The sequence below is a fragment of the Candidatus Gracilibacteria bacterium genome (genome assembly GCA_041660965.1).
Taxonomy (GTDB): Bacteria; Patescibacteriota; Gracilibacteria; order BD1-5; family JAGOOR01; genus JAGOOR01.
In genome coordinates, this window is the sequence record JBAZVH010000001.1 from 23,967 (window position 1) to 45,143 (window position 21,177).

Annotated in this window: 22 protein-coding genes and 5 tRNA genes; 11 read left to right on the forward strand and 16 right to left on the reverse strand. The window is 39.7% G+C overall.

Features of this window, described 5'->3' with window-relative positions; translation table 25 throughout:
- Window positions 1-16 precede the first annotated feature (16 nt).
- The 3 genes from WC753_00105 to WC753_00115 all read right to left on the reverse strand — a co-directional run bounded on the left by WC753_00105 (window position 17) and on the right by WC753_00115 (window position 1,099).
- Window positions 17-93, reverse strand: a tRNA-Gly gene (locus WC753_00105).
- 81 nt (window positions 94-174) lie between these two features.
- Window positions 175-594, reverse strand: a complete 420-nt coding sequence (locus tag WC753_00110; protein ID MFA6079874.1) for a hypothetical protein — start codon at window positions 592-594, stop codon at window positions 175-177.
- Between the two features lie 40 nt (window positions 595-634).
- The gene (locus WC753_00115; GenBank protein MFA6079875.1) at window positions 635-1,099 is read right to left on the reverse strand and encodes a 23S rRNA (pseudouridine(1915)-N(3))-methyltransferase RlmH; all 465 of its coding nucleotides are present in this window, start codon (window positions 1,097-1,099) and stop codon (window positions 635-637) included.
- A 142-nt stretch (window positions 1,100-1,241) separates the two neighbouring features.
- Between WC753_00115 and WC753_00120 the strand changes: the two genes are divergently transcribed.
- Together WC753_00120 and ruvB are read left to right on the forward strand one after the other, a co-directional pair.
- Complete coding sequence (locus WC753_00120) at window positions 1,242-1,751, forward strand: hypothetical protein (protein ID MFA6079876.1); 510 nt, start codon at window positions 1,242-1,244, stop codon at window positions 1,749-1,751.
- A gap of 43 nt (window positions 1,752-1,794) precedes the next feature.
- Complete coding sequence (gene ruvB, locus WC753_00125; GenBank protein ID MFA6079877.1) at window positions 1,795-2,790, forward strand: Holliday junction branch migration DNA helicase RuvB; 996 nt, start codon at window positions 1,795-1,797, stop codon at window positions 2,788-2,790.
- A gap of 11 nt (window positions 2,791-2,801) precedes the next feature.
- Here the strand turns inward: ruvB and WC753_00130 are convergent, their stop codons facing one another.
- Window positions 2,802-3,713, reverse strand: coding sequence for an RsmB/NOP family class I SAM-dependent RNA methyltransferase (locus WC753_00130; protein MFA6079878.1), 912 nt, complete (start codon window positions 3,711-3,713; stop codon window positions 2,802-2,804).
- An 8-nt stretch (window positions 3,714-3,721) separates the two neighbouring features.
- Window positions 3,722-4,498, reverse strand: coding sequence for a helix-turn-helix domain-containing protein (locus WC753_00135; protein MFA6079879.1), 777 nt, complete (start codon window positions 4,496-4,498; stop codon window positions 3,722-3,724).
- A gap of 127 nt (window positions 4,499-4,625) precedes the next feature.
- Here WC753_00135 and WC753_00140 point away from each other — a divergent pair, with 127 nt between their 5' ends.
- Entirely contained in the window at window positions 4,626-6,335 is a 1,710-nt protein-coding gene (locus WC753_00140; protein ID MFA6079880.1) for a hypothetical protein, read from the forward strand.
- A 16-nt stretch (window positions 6,336-6,351) separates the two neighbouring features.
- On the opposite strand, the gene WC753_00145 is transcribed toward WC753_00140, so the two are convergent.
- The 3 genes from WC753_00145 to yjjX all read right to left on the reverse strand — a co-directional run bounded on the left by WC753_00145 (window position 6,352) and on the right by yjjX (window position 8,765).
- Entirely contained in the window at window positions 6,352-6,837 is a 486-nt protein-coding gene (locus WC753_00145; protein MFA6079881.1) for a hypothetical protein, read from the reverse strand.
- Between the two features lie 246 nt (window positions 6,838-7,083).
- Window positions 7,084-8,139 carry a tyrosine-type recombinase/integrase gene (locus WC753_00150; GenBank protein ID MFA6079882.1) on the reverse strand — a complete coding sequence of 352 codons (1,056 nt, stop codon included), beginning with the start codon at window positions 8,137-8,139 and terminating at the stop codon, window positions 7,084-7,086.
- An 80-nt stretch (window positions 8,140-8,219) separates the two neighbouring features.
- Entirely contained in the window at window positions 8,220-8,765 is a 546-nt protein-coding gene (gene yjjX, locus WC753_00155; protein ID MFA6079883.1) for an inosine/xanthosine triphosphatase, read from the reverse strand.
- Window positions 8,766-8,872: 107 nt separating this feature from the next.
- Here yjjX and lepB (WC753_00160) point away from each other — a divergent pair, with 107 nt between their 5' ends.
- Together lepB (WC753_00160) and lepB (WC753_00165) are read left to right on the forward strand one after the other, a co-directional pair.
- Window positions 8,873-10,132, forward strand: a complete 1,260-nt coding sequence (gene lepB, locus WC753_00160; GenBank protein ID MFA6079884.1) for a signal peptidase I — start codon at window positions 8,873-8,875, stop codon at window positions 10,130-10,132.
- A 2-nt stretch (window positions 10,133-10,134) separates the two neighbouring features.
- Window positions 10,135-10,665: a signal peptidase I gene (lepB, locus tag WC753_00165; protein ID MFA6079885.1), complete on the forward strand. Its 531-nt coding sequence runs from the start codon at window positions 10,135-10,137 to the stop codon at window positions 10,663-10,665.
- A gap of 92 nt (window positions 10,666-10,757) precedes the next feature.
- Here the strand turns inward: lepB (WC753_00165) and WC753_00170 are convergent, their stop codons facing one another.
- The 4 genes from WC753_00170 to WC753_00185 form a co-directional block, all read right to left on the reverse strand.
- Complete coding sequence (locus WC753_00170) at window positions 10,758-11,714, reverse strand: hypothetical protein (protein ID MFA6079886.1); 957 nt, start codon at window positions 11,712-11,714, stop codon at window positions 10,758-10,760.
- A complete protein-coding gene (gene nrdR / locus WC753_00175; protein ID MFA6079887.1) occupies window positions 11,699-12,160 on the reverse strand; it encodes a transcriptional regulator NrdR in 462 nt (153 codons plus the stop codon). Before nrdR ends, WC753_00170 begins: the two co-directional genes overlap by 16 nt.
- A 558-nt stretch (window positions 12,161-12,718) precedes the next feature.
- Window positions 12,719-12,795 (reverse strand) — tRNA-Gly (locus WC753_00180).
- A gap of 5 nt (window positions 12,796-12,800) precedes the next feature.
- Window positions 12,801-12,879: transfer RNA gene (locus WC753_00185), tRNA-Gly, on the reverse strand.
- A 164-nt stretch (window positions 12,880-13,043) separates the two neighbouring features.
- Between WC753_00185 and truB the strand changes: the two genes are divergently transcribed.
- Window positions 13,044-13,904, forward strand: a complete 861-nt coding sequence (truB, locus tag WC753_00190; GenBank protein MFA6079888.1) for a tRNA pseudouridine(55) synthase TruB — start codon at window positions 13,044-13,046, stop codon at window positions 13,902-13,904.
- Here the strand turns inward: truB and WC753_00195 are convergent.
- Complete coding sequence (locus tag WC753_00195; protein MFA6079889.1) at window positions 13,901-14,398, reverse strand: hypothetical protein; 498 nt, start codon at window positions 14,396-14,398, stop codon at window positions 13,901-13,903. The genes truB and WC753_00195 overlap by 4 nt on opposite strands.
- Window positions 14,399-14,401: 3 nt before the next feature.
- The gene (locus WC753_00200; protein MFA6079890.1) at window positions 14,402-14,776 is read right to left on the reverse strand and encodes a hypothetical protein; all 375 of its coding nucleotides are present in this window, start codon (window positions 14,774-14,776) and stop codon (window positions 14,402-14,404) included.
- Window positions 14,777-14,981: 205 nt separating this feature from the next.
- On the opposite strand from WC753_00200, the gene WC753_00205 reads away from it, so the two are divergent.
- The 3 genes from WC753_00205 (at window position 14,982) to WC753_00215 (ending at window position 18,376) form a co-directional block, all read left to right on the forward strand.
- Window positions 14,982-15,146: a hypothetical protein gene (locus WC753_00205; protein ID MFA6079891.1), complete on the forward strand. Its 165-nt coding sequence runs from the start codon at window positions 14,982-14,984 to the stop codon at window positions 15,144-15,146.
- A gap of 112 nt (window positions 15,147-15,258) precedes the next feature.
- Window positions 15,259-18,228 carry an ATP-dependent DNA helicase gene (locus WC753_00210; protein MFA6079892.1) on the forward strand — a complete coding sequence of 990 codons (2,970 nt, stop codon included), beginning with the start codon at window positions 15,259-15,261 and terminating at the stop codon, window positions 18,226-18,228.
- Between the two features lie 72 nt (window positions 18,229-18,300).
- Window positions 18,301-18,376, forward strand: a tRNA-Ile gene (locus tag WC753_00215).
- Between the two features lie 67 nt (window positions 18,377-18,443).
- Here the strand turns inward: WC753_00215 and WC753_00220 are convergent.
- Window positions 18,444-18,519: transfer RNA gene (locus WC753_00220), tRNA-Arg, on the reverse strand.
- A gap of 199 nt (window positions 18,520-18,718) precedes the next feature.
- Between WC753_00220 and WC753_00225 the strand changes: the two genes are divergently transcribed.
- The gene (locus WC753_00225) at window positions 18,719-19,015 is read left to right on the forward strand and encodes a hypothetical protein (GenBank protein MFA6079893.1); all 297 of its coding nucleotides are present in this window, start codon (window positions 18,719-18,721) and stop codon (window positions 19,013-19,015) included.
- A 19-nt stretch (window positions 19,016-19,034) separates the two neighbouring features.
- Window positions 19,035-20,411 carry a DNA polymerase gene (locus WC753_00230; protein ID MFA6079894.1) on the forward strand — a complete coding sequence of 459 codons (1,377 nt, stop codon included), beginning with the start codon at window positions 19,035-19,037 and terminating at the stop codon, window positions 20,409-20,411.
- A 9-nt stretch (window positions 20,412-20,420) separates the two neighbouring features.
- Here the strand turns inward: WC753_00230 and WC753_00235 are convergent, their stop codons facing one another.
- Window positions 20,421-21,158: a phosphoribosyltransferase gene (locus tag WC753_00235; protein ID MFA6079895.1), complete on the reverse strand. Its 738-nt coding sequence runs from the start codon at window positions 21,156-21,158 to the stop codon at window positions 20,421-20,423.
- Between the last annotated feature and the right edge of the window lie 19 nt (window positions 21,159-21,177).

Here is a 21,177-nt window from a genome sequence, read left to right on the forward strand (position 1 = left end):
GTTATTTATCTTTGTATGGAGCGGGCGACGGGACTCGAACCCACAACAACCTGCTTGGAAGGCAGGAGCTCTAGCCAATTGAGCTACACCCGCACAACAAAGATGGAGGCATTGTATAAAAAGTATGAGTTCTGTCAAAAAAAATATTTTTTATTATCGTCATTTTCCGTTCTCCTATACCGGTCTTCATTGCTGAGGATTACGTTTCATAGAGAAAACTATTTCAAAGATTGAAGCACTTGTTGCTTCTTCTATTTTTAATACACGAAATCAATGTTTGTATCTCATAGGTCATGTAGTTTCTCATGACTCATTTGTAAGTCATTGTTGTAATAATTCATTATCAATATTAAAAAATCGATGTAAGATTGGTAAAAAAAGTTTACGTCTACCGTGTTTTAATAGCAATCTTCGAGCTATAAGAGATTTATTCTCATCTTGAGGTAGAGGTATCGAAAACACTCCTGTAACTGTTACAGATTGGTTAGTTCTAGACAGAATTTGAAGCGACGTCACAGTAACAGGTACTTCAAGCTGTGGTATGCCAGTAAATGTATCAAAAGTAAATATTTTGGTAGTAGATCAATCGCTCATATATACTATATATTATATAATATAAGGTATTGTCAATTTTTTAATGATGATATTTTCCACCAGCAAGCAGATTCGTCACTCTGTAGAGCTGTTCGAGGACGATTAAGCTCGCAAGGGCATGGGGGAGTGTCCATTTTCCGAGAGAAATCGATTCGTGAATAACTGTTTTCATTGGTTCGGAGTCAAGACCATATGAGCCCCCAATAACAAAAATAATACTTTTGTATTGCTGGCTTTTTATACTGATCCAGTCAGCGAATTCTTCTGTAGTTCATGGATTTTTGCCTCCAATATCGCAGAAAACAATATACGAATGAGGATATTTTTTGAGTGTTTCGATAACATTTTTCGTATCACGTTGACGGCATGCCTCAGTATCATCATACTTTGCTGGTTTCAATAAGATGATTTCTAGCTCTTTCTGTAACCTTTTTTCGTATTCTTTGATTGGTTTTTCAAAGTGATGCCAAGAATCAGCGACAGTAAGGAGCGTAAATTTCTTCATAGTCTTTATAGAGTTATACTGGTACAATCCCAGGGATTATATATATTTCCCCTCCTTTTCAATGCAGAGCATCTTCGTTGCGTCTCATTTTGGAATTCAGTTTTTTAATTGACTATTAATAATTTATAATTATTATTCATATATGAATGCAGCAGTAAAGCCCCCCACAGATACTACTCAACGTGCTTCTTGGCTTGATGTACCACAGGTAACAGCAGTAAAAACAGCTATAAATTCTTTCTCCAAGAGAGGGTTTCCACTAGATGGTACATATTTTTCATACCGTTGAGAACGAATAATTAACTATAATCTTTTCATGAATCCTAAAATATTAGCTCCGATTGCTAAAAATAGGTTTTGTGGAATCGATCCATGATTCGCTCATACTCGGTGTAGATGGCGATATATTTTATGAGATGATCTCTTAAGAATTACAGAACATGTTGGAGGCAGAGTTCGTCAGACTACTCTATTTGATGCTGAGAATCAATGATGGATAACAAGTACTACGTATGAAAGATTATTTTTATATTTATGAGCAGACGGTGTTGACATTAATCGGGTTCAGAATTTATTACGTCAGAATCCTGGCATTGATAATGCTTTATGGATGATAACTAAAGAAGGTGTTGGAAAGATAGGAATAGAATAAAAAATTGATTCTCCCCCGAGATACCCTATAATGCCTGTAATTTATGGCTATAAAAGAAACATCGCATAATCCTCTCAAAGAACGAGTATCAACACCAAATCCAATCGCTGAAGATAGTGGGGAAGAATCACTGCGTCCAAAAAAACTTTCTGAGTATATCGGACAGACGATGATAAAAAAACATCTTCAGGTCGCCATGGATGCGGCAAAAATTCGTTCAGCGCCCGTGGAACATATTCTCTTTTATGGTCCTCCAGGTCTTGGGAAAACCACGCTTGCTATGCTCGTAGCGGCTGAAACAGGAGGAAGTCTGCGCCATACTTCTGGTCCAGCAATTGATAAACCAGCCGATATGCTCTCTGTGCTCACGAGTTTACAACCGGGTGATATACTTTTTATCGATGAGATACACCGCCTGAAGCCAGTGATAGAAGAGATCCTCTATTCAGCAATGGAGGATTATCAGATAGATATTATGGTAGGAAGTGGTCCATGAGCGACATCAGTAAAGATGGATTTACCAAAATTTACGCTTATTGGTGCAACCACTCGTCTTTCATCGCTTTCTCATCCACTTCGTGACCGATTTGGACATGTCTGGAAGATGGATCTCTATGAAAATGAAGACTTGGCAAAGATCGTTCGTCGCAGTGCAAAAATTCTCTGAGTTGAGCTCTGAGATGATGAAGCCCTGGAAATCGCCAAAAGAAGTCGTGGAACACCACGAATTGCTAATCGTCTGACAAAAATCGTTCGAGATTACCATATTCTCGGGAAACTCTCTGAACTCTCTGAACTTTTTCGTGAAATACATATAGATGAATATGGTCTTGACGATATCGATAGACAACTCATTCGACTCCTCGGAGAAAATAATGGTAATGCTATGGGCATCAATACGCTTGCCGCTATGATAGGGGAGGAAGCGGCTACTATCGAGGATGTTATTGAACCATTTCTTATCAAAATCGGGCTTTTAGAAAGGACTCCTCGAGGACGAGTAATTTCTATGAAAGGAAGAGAATATCTCCTAAAATAGGGCAGGTTTTTTTATGTAGAGTATTCTAAAACACAGACAAAGAATCCTTCTTGCTTATCGGTAGGGAGCCAACGTCCAAAATACATACCTTCGTATTCTGGGAGGAAATAATCCCATGTAATAGGGCAGGGGATTGTGGTAAATGAAGGACTCTTTCTGAGAAATGCTTTTACAACCTTTTCATTTTCTCATCGAGAAAGAGAGCAGGTAGAATAGATGATTTTCCCAGTAGGGGAGAGGAGTTTCCCGGCAGCTTCGAGCATTTGGAGTTGTAATTCAGCTTTTGATATACTTTTTTCTTTGGAGTACCATTTATGGGTTCGTTCATCAGCGAGATTGATACGACCATCAGAGCTACATGGAGCGTCGAGGAGGATGCGATCATATTTTTCTGTTGCTGTTTTTGCAAAATCAATAGCGTCCATTTTTATCACTTCAACACAGCCCTCTGCTCACTGAAGTTTGAGAGTATGAAGAAGTTTCTCATGTCGTATGCCGAATTTCTCCAGCGCAGTAATCTGACATTTTCCACGAAGTATACTCGCTATCTGTGTTGTTTTAGAACCTGGAGCGGCTGCCATATCGAGAATTTTCTGTCCAGGTTGTAAATCGAGACAAAGAGCTGGAATCATACTCGAAAAACTTTGCACATAGATTTTCCCTTCACGATAGATATCAAGACCCCGAAGTGTATATTCTTGATCGATTGGAAGAGAAAAAGCGTCGTCTGAATATTGCCAAACCTGATAGGGGAGTAAAGCGGTTTTGAGGGCTTGCACTACTTCTTCTGTAGAGGATTTAAGATGGTTTACTCGAAATGATACAATTGAGCGAGGTTGTGACCAGCCAGCGATGATTTTTGTCTGAATTTCAGCAGGGAATTGCTCCAAGAGTGAGAGGAGATTTGAGGGGATAGATACCATGTGATATATTATTTTTTAGCATTGTACATCTCTGGAATATTTTCCCAGAGAAGATCGTACATTTTCTTGAAACAATCAGCTATTTCAGCCGACTCTATCATTATTGCCATTTTTTCAAGCCATGAGACGATGAGTACTTTATCATCATACAGATTTATCTCTGGTGTAAAATGATATTTCTTCATATCGACTACTTTTGTGGAGCGCAATTCGCGAGAATCAAATGTTCGTCGTTCTAGGGAGAGAGGGTTATCAGGAATCACTGCTCGAATAGAGACGCCCGCATTTTTTCGACGCATATAATATTCTGGGAAGAAATTTGGCAATGCGCCGTGCATAGTTTCTACATTGGCAAAGGCAGAAATCTTTTTTTCCGTGCAACGCAAAGTATCTTCATAGGCCTCTCGCATACCAAGATCTCCTTCGAAAAATCGAACCTGCGGTTTGGTGGTTCGGATATTCTGGAGGGACTGAAGCTCCACAAGATGTTCTTTGAGGAAATACTTCTTATGCTCGATATCTTTTTCTATTTCTCTCTTATTGCGATCCAGATAGGCAAGTAATTCCTCTGGTGATGCGACTCGAAAATAGGAAGACTTTCATTCCATACATTTTGAGATAAGTCATTTCTGAGAGAGACTATTCAATATATCATAAATAGAACTTCGTTTTATGCCTGTTTTCTTTGCGAAGTATTGTGCTGTCGGTTTGATACTGGAGAGTCCAATCAGGTAGACTTCGGCTTCTTTTTCTGAAAGCCCAACTTTTGTAAGGAGATTTTTCATAATTTTGTCGGATTATAGTCGACATCTTTATTATACTAATTTAAGCCATAAAATGCAAATTATTTTTTGATAAATTTGATTTAATTTCGAAAGTATATACCATGCCTGTGAAATAAACCATTTTTCTATGAATATACCAAAAAACTGTCAGAAAACCTGAATACCTTTTGAGATATCACAGTTTGAGCAAGATTTTTTGAAAAAAATTGCTCCTGAAATAGATGGGGAACGCTTTGAGATTCCTCTCCCAGAAACTTGTCCTGATGAACGAGCAAAAGCAAGGACACTTCATAGAAATGAACAAGTGCTCTACAAAAATATTTCTGCTTTTTCTCAAAAACCAGTTATTTCGCTCTATAGACCAAATACCGAATGGAGGATTGTGACTCGAGAAGAATGGTTCTCCGATAGCTGGAATCCACTCGAATATGGTCAAGATCCAGATTTTTCACAACCATTTTTCCGTCAATTTCAATCAATCCAAAAACGGATACCGAGAGCAGCAACTGTGACGCTCAATAATGAAAACTCTGAATATACCACCGGAACGGGGTTTTGTAAAAACTGTTACCTTATCAATTCATCAGAATACTGTGAGGATTGTTATTATGGGAAGCTTCTCCAAAGCTGCAAAAATATTATTGATAGTAGCTTTATCTACAATTCAGAATATCTCTTTCAATGCTTTAACTGTGACAAATGTTTCCGAAGCCAATATCTCATCAATTGTATCAATTGTAACGATAGTATGTATCTCGAAAACTGCATCGGATGCCATGATTGTTTTGGATGTATTAATCTCAAAAATAAGGAGTATTACTTTATGAATAAGAAATATTCAAAGGAAGAGTATCAAAAAAAGATTGTAGAGCTTCATCTCGAAAAACTAGACCAGAGAAAACTTATTTGGAAAAAATTTCAAGAATTCGCTCTTACTCAACCGCATAAATACGCACAAATCACAAAGTCTGAATGATGCACAGGAGATTTTATCACCAACTCAAAAAACTGTATCAACTGCTACGATATGTCAGATTCTGAAGATTGCTATCATGTGCAGCTCGGAGTCAGCGCAAAGTCGCTCGTCGATTGTTCGAACATGTATATCAAGCCAGAATTTTCTTATCAAACACTTGGAACGATTCAAACCTATAATTGCCATTTTTGTCTCTATGTTTTTCATAGTCGAGATCTCTGGTACTGTGAACAGTGTTTTACCTGTAATAATTGTTTTGGATGTGTCGGGCTCAGAAATAAGAATTATTGTATATTTAATAAACAATATTCACCGGAAGACTATTTCAAAACTATGAAAAAGATAATTCAGCATATGCAAAAAACAGGGGAGTGGGGGCAGTATTTCCCCATCTGACTCTCACCGTTTGCCTATAATGAATCGGTCGCTCAAGATTATTATCCTCTGACAGAAGAAACTGCGCTACAAGAAGGATATACCTGGCACGAAAAAGAGGAAAGTAATTACCAGGCAGAATGGTATATACCTCTGAGTATAGATCAATATGATGAGAAAACCGTTGGATTCGAACAGGCGACAAAAAATATTCAGGATTGTCTTCAGTGAATTATCAAATGTTCTCTTACCGGGAAACCATTTAAGATTATTAGCCAAGAACTCGTCTACTATATCGAGCATCATATACCTCTTCCCGATGTGTGCCCTGATTCACGACACCTCGAACGATCCAAACTCAGAAATGCTCATCGCCTCTATGAGAGACAATGTGCGAAGACGTGAGAAAAACTGATTTCCACCTACGCTCCAGACCGTTCAGAGATTATCTATGGAGAAAAAGCATTTCAGGATTTGATGGTGTAAGAAAAGAAAGAATTCTTTATGGTAATTGTGTAGTTTTTGCTGTCTTTATTGCTTGTTCACAGGAACTCTCTAATTCCATTATCTCTTCGAATCTACATGCTAATCTGTGCAGGATAGCATTAAAAGTATCTGCACCTGAGGGAAATGTATGGAATTTTCCAGTATTTCTCCCCACACCTGGAACATCTATACTGTTTACACTTATAAAGCTTGTATTTCGTTTAGCATTTCAAGATATGGGTACACTTTTTCATGCAACTAGAGTGATGTTCTGTGCAGTTGGATTTTCTGATGCAAGAAATATAAGAGAGGCAGCTGAAGAATCTGTATCATTTTTCCAATCTGTTTTGCATTGAGTTTGTTCAGAGAACCTTACTTCTTTCAATTTCGCAACATTGCTATGTGAAGATTTACCTCTTAATTCTCATGAGGTGTCTGCTTCTGATTCTGCTATGGTTAGTTGTATCAGTTTCCCATCATGCCACTGTAATAAATTTTTCAATTACATGAGACATAAGGCCTATTATTTTTTCAGAAGTAGTTGCTTCTCGAAATAACTCATTGAGAGACTTTCATGTTCACCTCCAATCCCGAACAACCTCTGTTATGCAAGGAGCTAACTCAAACATTTCTTTTGTTACTAATTCACTATCTTGAAAAGGCATATTAAAAAAATTAGAATATAAATTCTAAAAGAAATATTAATAGTATTTTTTATTTGTCAAATAATTTGTATGGAAAATCTTATCTACACATGAAACTTTTTATGCACCTCTCGTAATTGCTTGTTAGTAACATGAGTATAAACCTGAGTGGTAGCGATGTTTTTATGTCAGAGAAGCTCTTGAATCGATCGTAAATCTGCTCCATTTCAGAGGAGGGTAGTGGCGAATGAATGCCGTAGTGTGTGAGCCGAAACGGGCTTTACGATACCAGCTTTGCGAGCTCTATCGCCAATCATTTTAGTAATCAAAAATCGATCAAATCGTACCTCATCCGAGCTTGCATCGACAGGGAAGTGCTTTCCGTGTTTGAGAAACAAGGCAGAGAAGTGGTCTTCCCTCTTTGCGAGGTATTCACGAATGGCATCACAGGCCCAATCGGTTAGGTAGACGACTCGTACCTTCTTTCCTTTACCTATGATAGCAAACTCGAGAGTGTCAAGATTAATATGTTTTATATCCAGTGCAGTGAGTTCTGAAACACGTAAACCAGTACTATAAATCGTAAAGATAATCGCTCGATCACGCAAATCAGAAATTTCTTCAGTACCAATGGAGTCTGTGAGAGTTTGCAGTTCTTCAGCCGTCAAGAATTCGACTTTTCGTTCACGATTTTTTTGAAGCTCAATATCTGATGATTCGAGTCCTGTCGGAATATGACTTTTTTTACAGAAAAGCAAAAATGCTCGTAAAGAAATCATATACGCATTCACGGTGGAAATACTGATAGCTCATTGAGCAAGTGATAACCGAAAATGATCACAAATATGTTGGTCGATATGATTTGTGGAAATCCAATCTATCTTTTCCAATTTTTCTCTCATCCCGTCATCCTCGGACTTGATCCTAGAATCCATCCCCGTAAAAGAGGCCTCTATTTTTTTCTTGGGCTGTATAGACACCTGTGAGGCAAAAAAACTCGTTAAATCGAATCCTTTTGGAATGATGTGATGGATCTCAGGATGTACAAATCCAATAAAGGCCCACATATGCCGTCCGTATTGTTCCACCGTTCTCGGGCTCATCGCTCGAGTAATCGTGAGGTACATCAGAAATTTTTCAACGGCTTCGAGGAGAGACATACAAAAAATACAAATGGTATACGTATAGAGAGTATAGGGGAGAATAGAATTCTTACAAATCTATTTTCACATAATGTATGTTATGTGCAATAATGCTCTGGGTTATCAAGATGGATGAGGGCCATTTGTACTGCTTGATATGTATAATCTATACGTGTTACACGACCTTTTGTCAGTGTACCAATCATACCTAATCATTCACGAAATTCTCGATGCTCAGCAAATCCCATCTCGAGAGCAATATCACAAATTTCTTTATTCTCTCACAGCACTTTCTCTATCATTTTCTTCGGATATTCAAAACATGATGCAAAACCAATATGATAATTGATTCAATCATAAATAGCACAACATGTTGTATCCATATAACCTGATTTTGTATATGGAACTTCGAATATGCCTGATTCTATACCAAAAGCAAGATCATATTTTCCTGATGTATACGCTGCAAGCGCCCTATTTCTTGCTCCAGAAACTATCATTTTGAGTCCTATTGGCTGAGCTAAAACCCCAGAATCCACATCACAAGAGACTAGTTCTGCACCCATCAGAATCGGATATTCTTCAATCCCCTCTCTTACGGATGTTATTTTTCAAGCATTTTTAGTCCCTACAACAATGCGCATATTTTTTAATAAAAAACTACAGTGTAGTATAACCGTATTCGGTCTTTTTCAATAAAAAATTAGGAGAAGTTTTTTGCACTCTCAGAAAACTCCTTATAATCCACCGTATGAATATTCTTAAAAAAATACTTTTTTCTTTTGAAGGGAAAATTGGGCGAGCCGACTTTATCTACTGAATCATCTATGGGTATCTCTTGACATGTGTCTCATTAGATGCCTTGATGCAACCATTTTCAAACTGGAAACTCATAGGCGGAACAACAGATATATGATTTGCTGTTCAGTATATTCTCTCCATAATTGGTATTATACTGGCTCTCTGGATACTCTCTTCAGTTATTATCAAGAGATCTCGCACACTAGGATATGATACTGGTATGGGGCTCATGGCTCTCATATTTCCCCCGCTCATCTTGTTGGGCCTCAAAAAAGATACAGAAACATTTCTCTACAATGGTGGGATGTCAATAGCTGACCGATGTTTTTTTTATGGTGTTATCTGACTTACAATACTTTCAATTTGGACTATCTATCAAATAGATTTTAACTATAAAATATTTCTCAGCGTACTCGGATGTATATTGATAGTCTTGGTTCTTATTTTTGATTGGGATAGAAATCCGTTTCATATTTATCCAAAACAAAAATATATTGGAACAGACTCTGTGCTTGATTTGCTTTTTGTTATAGCACTAGTCCTCTTTATTCGTCTGTATATCATTTCCCCATTTCAGATTATTGGTCCATCAATGGAAAAAACATTTCATGGTGGGAATGTCCATAAAAATGCAAATGGACAATATGGAGATGGTGAGTTTATCCTCGTCGATAAGATGTCGTATCGGATTACGAAACCAAAACGTGGTGATGTGGTAGTATTTTCTCCACGAATAGGTCCCACAAAAAAATATCTCATCAAACGAGTTATTGGTCTCCCAGGAGACACTGTAAAAATAGCTGATAAATTTGTGTTTATCGCAACAAAAAAACGCCCTGATTTGTTTGTCAAAATCGATGAATCAGCCTATCTGGGAGAAAATTATGGGAATACGTGTATTTATCTTGGTTGTGCCTGAGATGACCCAGTGACATTTCATGTACCAGAAGGACATTACTTCCTGATGGGAGACAATAGGCCCGCATCGCTGGATTCTCGACACTGTTTTGAAAACTGTGAGGAATATGGAAGTGACATCAGATATATACCCGCACCATCTATTTCATGACGTGTTGGATATGCGCTTGGGCATTTTGATATGTTTGAGAGGATACTTCCTTCGCCGAAGTGGGGTACGATGAAACAAGTCATTCCCTGGAGAGGGAAAAATATTCTCAATACGCACACATATCCAGAGCTTGATTCATAATTATGAAACGATTTTTTTTCTTCCTGACATCGTGTCTTCTCATAATAGGTATCCTCTATTGCGTCTTATTTATAAGACCCTATCGTGTTTTAGGGGACTCCATGGCTCCCATGTTACAAAATAACACTCTTATTCTCCTCGATACCTTGCAAGCGCGTATTGGCACTATTCAAAGAGGGAATATCATCGTCTATATACATGAAGATAGAACTCCAAAGATAAAACGTGTCCTGGGGATAGAAAAAGAAGTACTTGTCATCAGAGATGGGGGGATCTATCTCAATGAGAAAAAAATCTCAGAACCCTATCTCAACCAAAATATACGTACCTGTGTACCGGGAAGTTGCACAGATTTGAGCCCAAAGATATTTACAGTTCCAAAGAATGCCTATTTTATACTCGGTGATAATCGAGAAAATTCTCGCGATTCACGATGATGTACAGATGCTATCTCCTGTGATACACAAAATACTTATTATGTCTCTCGGGAAGATCTCATAGGAAAATATCTCTTTCAACTCCCCTCTTTTTAAGAAGAGTAATTGAAGTGCGTAAGTATGTAGGTGCTTAAGTAAAAAGAATTTTAATTTTCTTCTTTTTTATTTTTTCTTTCTGCTTTAAAAATTTAAAGCCACTCCACCTCCACCCCCCTCCCCTGCACGATGTTGCTACGAAATGGTTCTAAAAAAGACAATATATCAGAAGATTTTATAAGTATTTTTTGATAAAATTCACCCCCTCTTCGTTCCATAAGTAAATGATCATATGTTACGCTGGTAGCAGAATTTTTTGCCGCCTCCATAATCATAGAAGCCAATGTTGCTACACGCTGCTTTAGAGTAGATTCTTGCTTTTCTTTGATATGTATAGCAACCATTTCAAGAAATGGAGGTAGTCAAAATTTTTTTCTTTCCTGAATACTTCTCTGATAAAAAGTACGAAAATTCGCTCCCGTAAGATCCTGGATAATCTGTAACTTCGGTGAACGAGTCTGGATAATGACCTCATCCGTTCGTGAGAAAAAATATCGTACCTGACTATAGATTTCTTCTTCGATATCATAGATTGGTACGGAGAGATCAGCCTCGAGAAGCAAAAAAGCCGCTAATCACAGATTTTCTATTGGGAGAGATGTGATTTTTTGGGTGCCAATAAATATCTCATTTGCTTCTAGACTTTTTTGTGAAAGGAGCTGAGTATTTCACTCTACGAGGAGGATTTTATTGTTGGGAAAAAGCTTTTGAATGCCTTCTTCGATAGTCTGAACACGAGCTCCGCTCTGAATCAGATTGAAGCTCCTACATTTTGGGCATGTAGTCAAAATTCCAGTTTTTTGTTCACAAAAATGACAGAGAAGAAAGTTCTCTGGAGTATGATGTACTCGCATCAAGAGGTCGCAAGCGGGACATCGTGCGACCCATCCACAATCACGGCAGAGTAGTGTGCTCATCGCACCTTTTCGATTGAGTGATAATAGAACTTTCTTGCCAGAAGAGAGAGTGTCTTGTATTTTAAAAAACAAAACCTCTGAAATAAGGGGCTCAAGAGAGGGTATGAGATTGAGGTCTACGACGGTGATCATTCTTCGAATTCTTCGATAATAAATTTTACGAAGTCCTGATGACTATCAAAATGGTTGTAAACAGAAGCAAATCGGAGACAAGCGACTTCATCGATATCCTTGAGCTTATGGAGGACATCTTTGCCTACTCGCTTACTCGTAACTCCCGTCTTGTTCTCAGCCCACTCTATTTCCAGGACATTGATCATTGATTCGATCTTTTCCCGAGGAATATCTCTTTTATTACAGGCCTTCAATATACTCGTTTCTAGCTTTGATCTATCATAGAGCTCTTTTCTACCACTCGTCTTGGTAACAAAAAAACTGACAAATTCCATTCGTTCAAACGTCGTAAAACGAGCTGTGCATTTTTCACACTCACGTCGACGTCGGATAGAGAGACCATCTTCTGATATACGTGAGTCTATCACGCGAGTTTCGAGATTTTTACATTTAGGGCAGAGCATAGGAAAGTAAATACGAATTATAGAGAGTATAGGAAATCTCTGGAAATTTCAAAGGGAATCCAAAAAAGTCTATTTGACAACAGTATAAAAATAAATACTATTTTATAGTTTTATTTTATAAAGATTATATATGTCTAATCCTACAGAATTACCAGAACAAAGTTGAATAAAGGGTGTTTCATGTGGGAATTGTATTCTCTGAGAAAAAAGAGAAGAAGGTTCTATACTTCGTGCTTGCCGTTTGCTTCCTCCTAAAAATGGAGATCCTCAGACAGTATTTGAATACTCTTTTTGTGCTTGAGGAGTTCAAAGGGGAACAAAAGAAAAGTTTTTTGATATTATTATAAAAAATGATAAATGAACAGAATAATAAAATTCAAGACATTTTATTTTAGAAAAACCTTCTTATTACAAGAAGGTTTTTTTTAATAAGAATATTTTATGGAGCAGACAATGGGACTCGGTCGTTCTCTGCCACGACCGGCGCTCTCGCAGTCGAAGTGACAAAAGTCACTTCTTGATGCTCGATTCTCGCCCCATTGATAGTTAATTCTTTATTGGAGCAGACAATGGGACTCGAACCCACAACCTCCGCCATGGCAAGGCGGCGCTCTAGCCAATTGAGCTATGTCTGCATTTATGGAGCGGGGGGCCAGGTTCGAACTGGTACCTCCAAGGGTTGAAGCCTTAGTGCTCTCACTCATTTAAGCTACCCCCGCATCCACATGATGGCGATTATAATAAAATTTTGGGTATTTCAAATTTTTTATGATAATGTTTGATGAAAAACAGTCACAGTAATAGTGATAGTCATAGGAAGGAATATTCTTTCAGGAACCAATTAAACCAACAAAACGAATAAAACTGATTAAACCTTGTTACTATGCTCTATCTCATCCGAAAACCTCTCTGAATCACTAGCAATCTCGTTGTCAAAATCCTCAAACGAGTTATCAATGTGCCGAAAATTGGTTTTGCGGGAACGCTTGATCCTCTGGCAAGTGGGCTGATGATCGTGGGGACAGATGGGTCTCCTCGTCTCTTTCCGATGATTGAGCACTTCCAAAAAACGTATCAAACTACGATTCGTCTCGATGGAACAACCGAATCCTATGATCTCGAAAAACCAGTTATAGAAGTTCCTGTAGATAAAAAAACTCTTCAAAATATTACTCTTGAGAGCATTCAAAATATTGTAAAAAAGCATTTCTTATGAGATATCCTCCAATCCCCTCCCCTCTATAGCGCCATCTGGATAGATGGAACACGCTCGTATGAGAGAATGCGAAAAGGAGAAACGGATTTAAAATTGGAAGCGAAACCACGCACAATTCATGAGTTTAAAATTCTCTCCTACGAGTGGCCAAGAATTGAATGCGAGATAACCGTCTCTCACGGTACTTATATTCGCTCTATTGCTCGAGACATAGGGAAAATCCTCGGAACAGGGGGTTACCTCGAAAAACTCGAACGAATTTCGCTCTGACATGTCTTACTAGAGAAATCTCGGGAATGGATACAGCACAATGATATATTTTATGTCCCCCTTTCACACAAAGAACTCTTTCTAGATATCCCTGTTATAGATCTTACCATCGAAGAACGAACCCATCTCAGGACAGGAAGTACCCCAATTCCTTATAAGGGGAAAGATGGCAAGTACTTTGTACAATACGACGAAATAACCTATGGACTTCTCGAGGCAAAAAACGGGATGATATTTCCAGTAAAAAATTGTGTTTAAAATGGCTCAGTATTTTCTTTTCAATAAATAAGAGAAACTGCGGCTTTCGATGCAGATAAAAATCTATCTGGATTGAAAGTCTTATCTCGTTCCAAGCAAGCTATTTCATGATTCATAACAGCAATATGACTATTTAATGCAACAATGGTGTCTCGACTCTGGTCATTTTCTAATAATTGTCTTGGCAATGGGGTCTGATATGAGGATCGCGGCTCAGAATGGTACTCAAAATAATCTGGAATTTTCAGTCCGGGAGACTCGTGGAGTCTTTCAGATAAGACGTCTCTTAGTACACAAGGTAAATCAATAGGTACCTCTGCCATCCTAAGCTCAGCGATTTTTGTAGACATTCTCACCCGATATGTCATTCATAGTGCATTAAGATAATCCGCAGGAATCCCTGTGCGTGACAATTCTTCTAGCATTGATGGTTTTAATCCTTCTCTAGTTGTATCAGCATCGTAAGCTCAATGAGCAGAATCAGATCTATGCATATTTTACCAATTACCGAGAACGGCAGTAGCATCTTCTTGTTTGGTATTTGTATCAGCAGCTTCTTTGGCAGCAATAGCTTCTTTCTGTTTTTTCATTTCAAGTGCTTGCCACTCTGTCGTATGTTTTTGATTGAGAGATTCGATTTCTTTTTGGTATTTTTGTTCCAGCTCATCCAGTTTTTTCTTTTCAGTTTCGAGTATATCATAGAGTCTCTTGACCTGATCATCATTCATGCTTGGCAAGATATCAAACCAATATTGACGCTCACTATCATCCATAGACTCGGTGGCGAGGATGAGTTTGATCAGCTCAGGATGCTTTGCTTGAAGCTCATCGAGAATAGTAAAAGTCGTTTTCCCTTGTTGTATTATTGCCATAAAAGAATATTTACAGAAACATTGTATCCGTTTTTTACTGTAAATGCAAGCTTTTTCACGAAAAGTTTTGCACTCAAAGAAACCTGTCTATAATAGGAGGAAAATTATGACGTCAATACAAATTTGGTCACTCATCTACTTTACATGCATCAGTATTGCTACCTGGATATTTTTTGGAGTGATTTTTTTGCAGTTGAAACGTTTTATGAATTTGAGTCGATATGTCCCTCTAGTAGCACGCATACTTACGGTGATTCTCGTTATTATGACTATTGTGGGATACCTGTTAATTTTTATACCAAACAATATTATCTGACCATCTCGTGTGGCTCCAGTGACTCGTCCAGAAGGTGTTTTTGATACCTACTAATGAGATAAAATATATTGACTTTATTACGTTACATTTCATAGAAATTGAAAGACTGAAATCCTCCTTCTAAAAAATAGATTTTTAGTATTTCTTCATATACTTATTACTATCTATGACCCCATTTGAACTCGCCTATTCCCGTCTTAATGCTGCACAAAAACAAGCAGTCGATACGATTTACTGACCTGTCGCTGTTATCGCATGACCTGGTACCGGTAAGACCCAGCTTTTGACGCTCCGAATAGCCAATATCCTCAAACAAACGGATTCCTCGCCGAGAAATATCCTCGCTCTCACGTATACCGAAGCGGGTTCTTTTGCGATGCGAGATCGTCTCAAGAGCTTTATCTGAAGTGATGCGCTCCGGGTGAATATTTCAACGTTTCATGGATTTTGTAAATGACTTATTGATGAAGAATATCCTGAGCTTTTTGCTCGTTCTCGCGGGATGAAAATGCTCGAAGAACTGGACGCTCGTCGACTGGTTGGTAAACTCCTGATTGAATGACCATGGGAACACCTCAAGCCACGCCATGATCCTGAGCTCTATATGCTCGATGTGATAAAAATAGTAGGGCAACTCAAGCGCGAATGAGTCTCTCCAGAATCATTTCGTGTGAAACTGGATGAAGCGATTGCAGATCTCCCAAATAATGAAGATCTTCACTACAAAAAAGATACCAAATGGTGAAAGAAAGGTGAGAGAAAAGCCGAATATGCTGAAGCCGAGAAACGACTCTTCCGACAAAGAGAACTCTCCTACATCTATCGTCAGTATGAAGATGCTCTCCTCACAGAGGGCTGGTATGACTATGATGATATGATCATGATGGTGCGTGACCAGATAATCTCCAACGCTCATTTTGCGACACTCCTCCGAGAACAGTACCAGTATATCATGGTCGATGAATTCCAGGATACCAATGGGCTTCAGGCCAGCATCGTCGATGGTATTATGGATGAGCAAGAACAACCCAACATCCTCGTCGTAGGTGATGATGAACAATCTATCTACCGATTCCAAGGAGCTGTGATGGAAAATGTCCTCAATTTCTGTAATAAATACCGCTCTCAAGACCTCAAAATCATTACTCTTGTCGAAAACTATCGCTCAACTCAGACGATTCTGGATAGCTCTCGTGCAGTTATCCGAGAGAATACTCAATCCCTCGAACGCGCACTGGAACTTGATAAATCCCTCCAAGCAAGAGCCGATATTAGTGAAGAGCCGATTTTTCTCATAAAGGCACCAGATCCAGCGATTGAAATAGCGACATTGATTCACGATATCAAAACCAAGCACGCTGCAGGCATACCCTGGTCTGAGATAGCGATTATTTACCGAAAGAATGCCAATCCTGTCCATCTCATCGAAGTGATGCGCCGAGAGGGTGTCCCCTTTCACAAGCAAAAAGGTGAAAATCTTCTTCACCATCCCGAAGCGCAGAAATTGATGAAGACGCTCATGCTTATCGGGAATATGCATCGCAATGATCTTTTCTGGGAAGTGATGCTGTTTGATTTTTGGTGAATGGATCTCGGACATCTCTTGCGACTTCAGAATAAAGCAAAATCTCAGGATCATCATCTCAGAAACTCGCTCTTTGAAGCATTTCTCGCAGATAATGATATGTTTATCACCGCTGTCGTACGAAAACTTATCAGCTTTGAAAAGCTCTCGGCAAACAAGACACTCGTACAATTTTTCGAAGAATTCCTTGAAATATCTGGATACCGAAGTTTTGCTCTTGCCCAAGAAGATCGTATCGAGCGACTCTCAGTCTTGAATAGCTTTTTTGATGAGATAAAAAATATTGCCTACCTTCATCCTGAGTACAGCATCAGCGACTTTATCACCTATATGGAAGACCTCGACCACTATGGTCTCTCCCCTATGACACAGCCCATCCGCACACAGAGCGATGCTGTCGAGCTGATGACTGCCCACGGAAGTAAAGGGTTAGAATTTGAAGCGGTGTATATCTTTAATGCGACCAGTGGAAACTGGGAGTCCTCTCGTGATCCATCCAAACTCTCGGTCACTATTTCTCTCTTTGAAAAAGAACTCCTGACCAAGGAAGAAAAGAAAGACCTGAAGCTCGAAGAAGAACGCCGACTCTGGTATGTCGCGATGACGCGTGCCAAGCGCTACCTCACTATCTGTGCGACCGATAACGATGATATGAGAAGTAAACCCTCAACCTTTGCTGCTGAAATACCAGAAGAGCAAACCACTCTCCTTCCTCTCGTCGACAATATCGAGACCATCAGTGTGATGACGACGGCGCCAGTGCCATCGATTGATTGGCTGGCAGCGACACGAGCTGAGCTGGAGCAACGAGCGAAGAAATACACCCTCTCCGTCACAGGGCTCAACACCTGGCTCGCCTCTCCTCGGCAGTTTATGGAGAAATATCTGATTCGTCAGCCAGCGGGTAAGATGCCAAGTGCGTCCTTTGGTACAGCCGTCCATGCAGGACTCTCATTTATTGGTGAATATGTCAATGAGCATGGCACACTCCCTGGGTCTGAGCTCTGGCATGAAGCGGTGTGAAAGGTGTTGTTCCATGAAATACTTACCCAAAGAGAACAGGATGAGTTCCTTATTTTGACGGTTAAAACTCTCGAAGAATACCTCGCAAAAACTGACTGCCCTCTCCTAGAAAAAGCACGAGTGGAAGAAAAATTTGGCTGGAAAAAAGTCATCGTCGAAGGGATGCAAATCACGGGTATCCTCGACCGAGTGGAGTATCTGCCAGACAACAATGCTCAAGTCATAGACTTCAAAACGGGCAAAGCAAAAAAATCTGCTGAACAACTCGCAGACTATGAGCGACAACTCTATTTTTATAAGCTCCTCTGGGACGGAATCGGCGAATCTCGCACACTCGTACGAGGCGCTCTGGACTTCGTAGAAGATGCCCCATGAGCGACCGTGAATCGTCTCTATTTCGACTATATACCAGAAAAACTCGACCTCCTCAAATCTCAAATCAAGGCCTTTCGTGAATCACTCGAAACGCTGAATTTTCCAGAGGAAAATATGTTTTTCCATCTCGGTGAAAAAAAAGAGAACAATTAAATACTATCAGAATTTGAAAAAAACTTGCTCGTCACGATTTTTGCATACAATCATCACGTGCTATCAGCATATGGACCCATAGCTCAGGGGTTAGAGCAGTCGGCTCATAACCGATTGGTCCCTGGTTCGATCCCAGGTGGGTCCACCATAAAGTTTTTATGAATAAGATTTTATATAAAAACCTCCGTGAAAAACAGAGGTTTTTTGATTCTACATGGTGCGCCCGGTAGGGTTCGAACCTACGACCATCGGTTTCGAAGACCGGTACTCTTCCAGCTGAGCTACGAGCGCGTGCAGGGATTATAGCAAAAAGTCTTGAGTTGCAAAATTTTTTGCTTTTTTCTTTTCGCAAGTATACTAAAATAGGCTTACAAGTTTAGTAAGTTTTATAGGTTTAATAAGTTTAATAAGTTGTTATCAAACCAATAAGTTCCTTTCTCTATCTTCTGCTTCTGCTCTAGCTCTTTCTCTAATTCTATCTTTCTTAACTATGAAACACTCTTTCCTCCCTCTCATAATCCTCTCTCTCACACTCTCAAGCTGTTCTCTGATACGATCAATACCAGATGAGAGTGTTCCTGTAGTAGAGACCACGATAACTGCTCCAGACACGACAACTCCTGCAACAGTTTCCTGAGAGGACAAAACCCCAGACAATACAACCAAAACTCCTACCGGAAAGACTCCAACAACTCCAGGAGATAACACACCAAAACCAACCGTTTCAACCGAGGATCTTACAAAAGAATTGGATGCGTTTGTGGATGATATAACGAAGTGATTGTAAATCTTTACCACTTTTCACGATGCGAGATTTCCGACTCGAAAATGCCCTCTTTTGGCCTCACATAAGAAATACCTCTTATGAGGCTTTTTTTGAACAAATGACAGAACAAAAACTCCCTTCTTGAGCTGATGTCGCGACACAAGCCGCTTCGATGCAGCTGATAGAGCGTGAGACGATGGAACATCCTATTCTCGACCTCGAATGTCAGATGGCACAAGTGCTGGCTATGATGGAGGTACGAGGAGTATTTATCGATGTCACGATACTGAGTAAGCTCGAAGAAGAGCTCACGCAAACCATTCAAAAAATAGAAGCTACGGTAGCGGAACAGACGTGAGAAACATCCGTGAATCTCGCCTCCCCTCTTCAGCTTCAGAAGCTTCTCTTCGAAATACTCAAGATAAAACCTATCAGAAAGACGAAAACATGATGGAGCGTCGACGAAGAAACGCTTGCCATACTTGCAGAAGAAAATGAGATATGCCAGCAAATCCTCGTCCACAGACATGCTAGCAAGCTCCTTGGCACCTATGTGAGAGGACTGACCAAACATATCAATCCTGAGACGTATAGGATCCATACCACGTATGATTCACTCGGAGCTTCGACGGGTCGTATGTCGAGCGATAGTCCAAATCTCCAAAATATACCCGCATGAGACCCGTGGAGTGATGAGATAAAGAGCGCTTTTCGTCCTGAAGATCCTGACTGGTCCTATGTCGTGGCTGACTATTCTCAGATTGAGATACGGATTCTCGCCTGCCTCTCTGGTGATCCGACGATGCTCGATATCTTTCATAATGGCAGAGACCTCCACTTAGAAACTGCACGATTTATCCTCGGCAAAGAAGAAATTACTTCAGCCGAACGCAAACTCTCAAAGGCAGTGAATTTTGGCGTGATGTATGGTATCACACCATTTGGACTTTCGAAGATGATTGCCAAGACTCAAGCAGAATGTGCGGCGTTTATCGATGGATTTTTTACACTCTATCCTCGCACTCGGGAATATTTCGACCATATCGTCTCGGAAACCAAACGCATCGGGTATGCAGAGACATTTTTTTGAAGAAGACGTGCGATAAAAGGACTCTCAGATAATAACTCTATGGCACGAGAACAGGCAAAGCGTGAGGCGATGAATATGCCGATACAGTGAACCTGTGCCGATATTATCAAATACGCGATGGTAAAAATCGAGGAAAGTTTTCGAGCAAAGAAACTCGAGGCACAACTCATCATGTCCGTGCACGATGAAATCGTGGTCGAATGTCCTGATGTAGAAATCGAAGTCGTCGAAGATACTATGAAAAATATCATGGAACATATCGTCACCTGGGAAATCCCGATGACCGTCGAGGTGGGCTCTGGCAAGACGTGGAGAAGCGCGAAGTAAAATTTTGTCCTATCTCGGTATAAGTATGAGACTCTCTTCTTCTGAGCCACCTACTTTCATACCATCATCCAGGTGGAATCCAAATCTCTCTTTATGAAGTCTTTCTAGGAGAAATTGTCCATTCGGTTGATTGCCATCTTTTAATATCCAATTTCGTGCTTTTCCTAATTTAGTAGTAATTGACTGTTGTTTTAAATCATCTGGGACATCACTCTCGTTCCATTGATCCATTTGTACAGTTGCCAAGGCAGAAACTGGGACTCAAAGTTGTGAAGATTTTTCAGGATTCCTATCCACCATGACACGGAATTGGTCTATCGTAAGTCCAAAACCTCATAATGCCTCTTGGATTTGTTCCAGAGTCGCTCAGTTGTTGAGGATGTCATCTATCAGGATCCGTGGATGCCGTCCATGAAGTCATCGTAAGTGTTCTGGATTAAAAGTATGTTTGTCTGCTACTTTTTTTGTTGGTATACAATCTGCCCCGATAAGACGTGCCACTTCTTGTCCAAGATTCGTCTCAGCACTTGTTTCTGGAGCGATAATTACTGCTCCAGGAATTATTCCCTGTGAGAGCAATTCGATGACTCTTTTTGCTACTCCTGGTTGCTTGAGATGAGCATCTTTGTCGAGGTATCGCCTGCCATGAGTACTGGCCTTATAGACGACGTGAATCCCGTCTACATAAGAACAGTTTTCTTTCATGGAAACTAGAACACCATTAGGATCCCTATCGAGTGCTGACATAAGAGAAAAGTTAAAAATA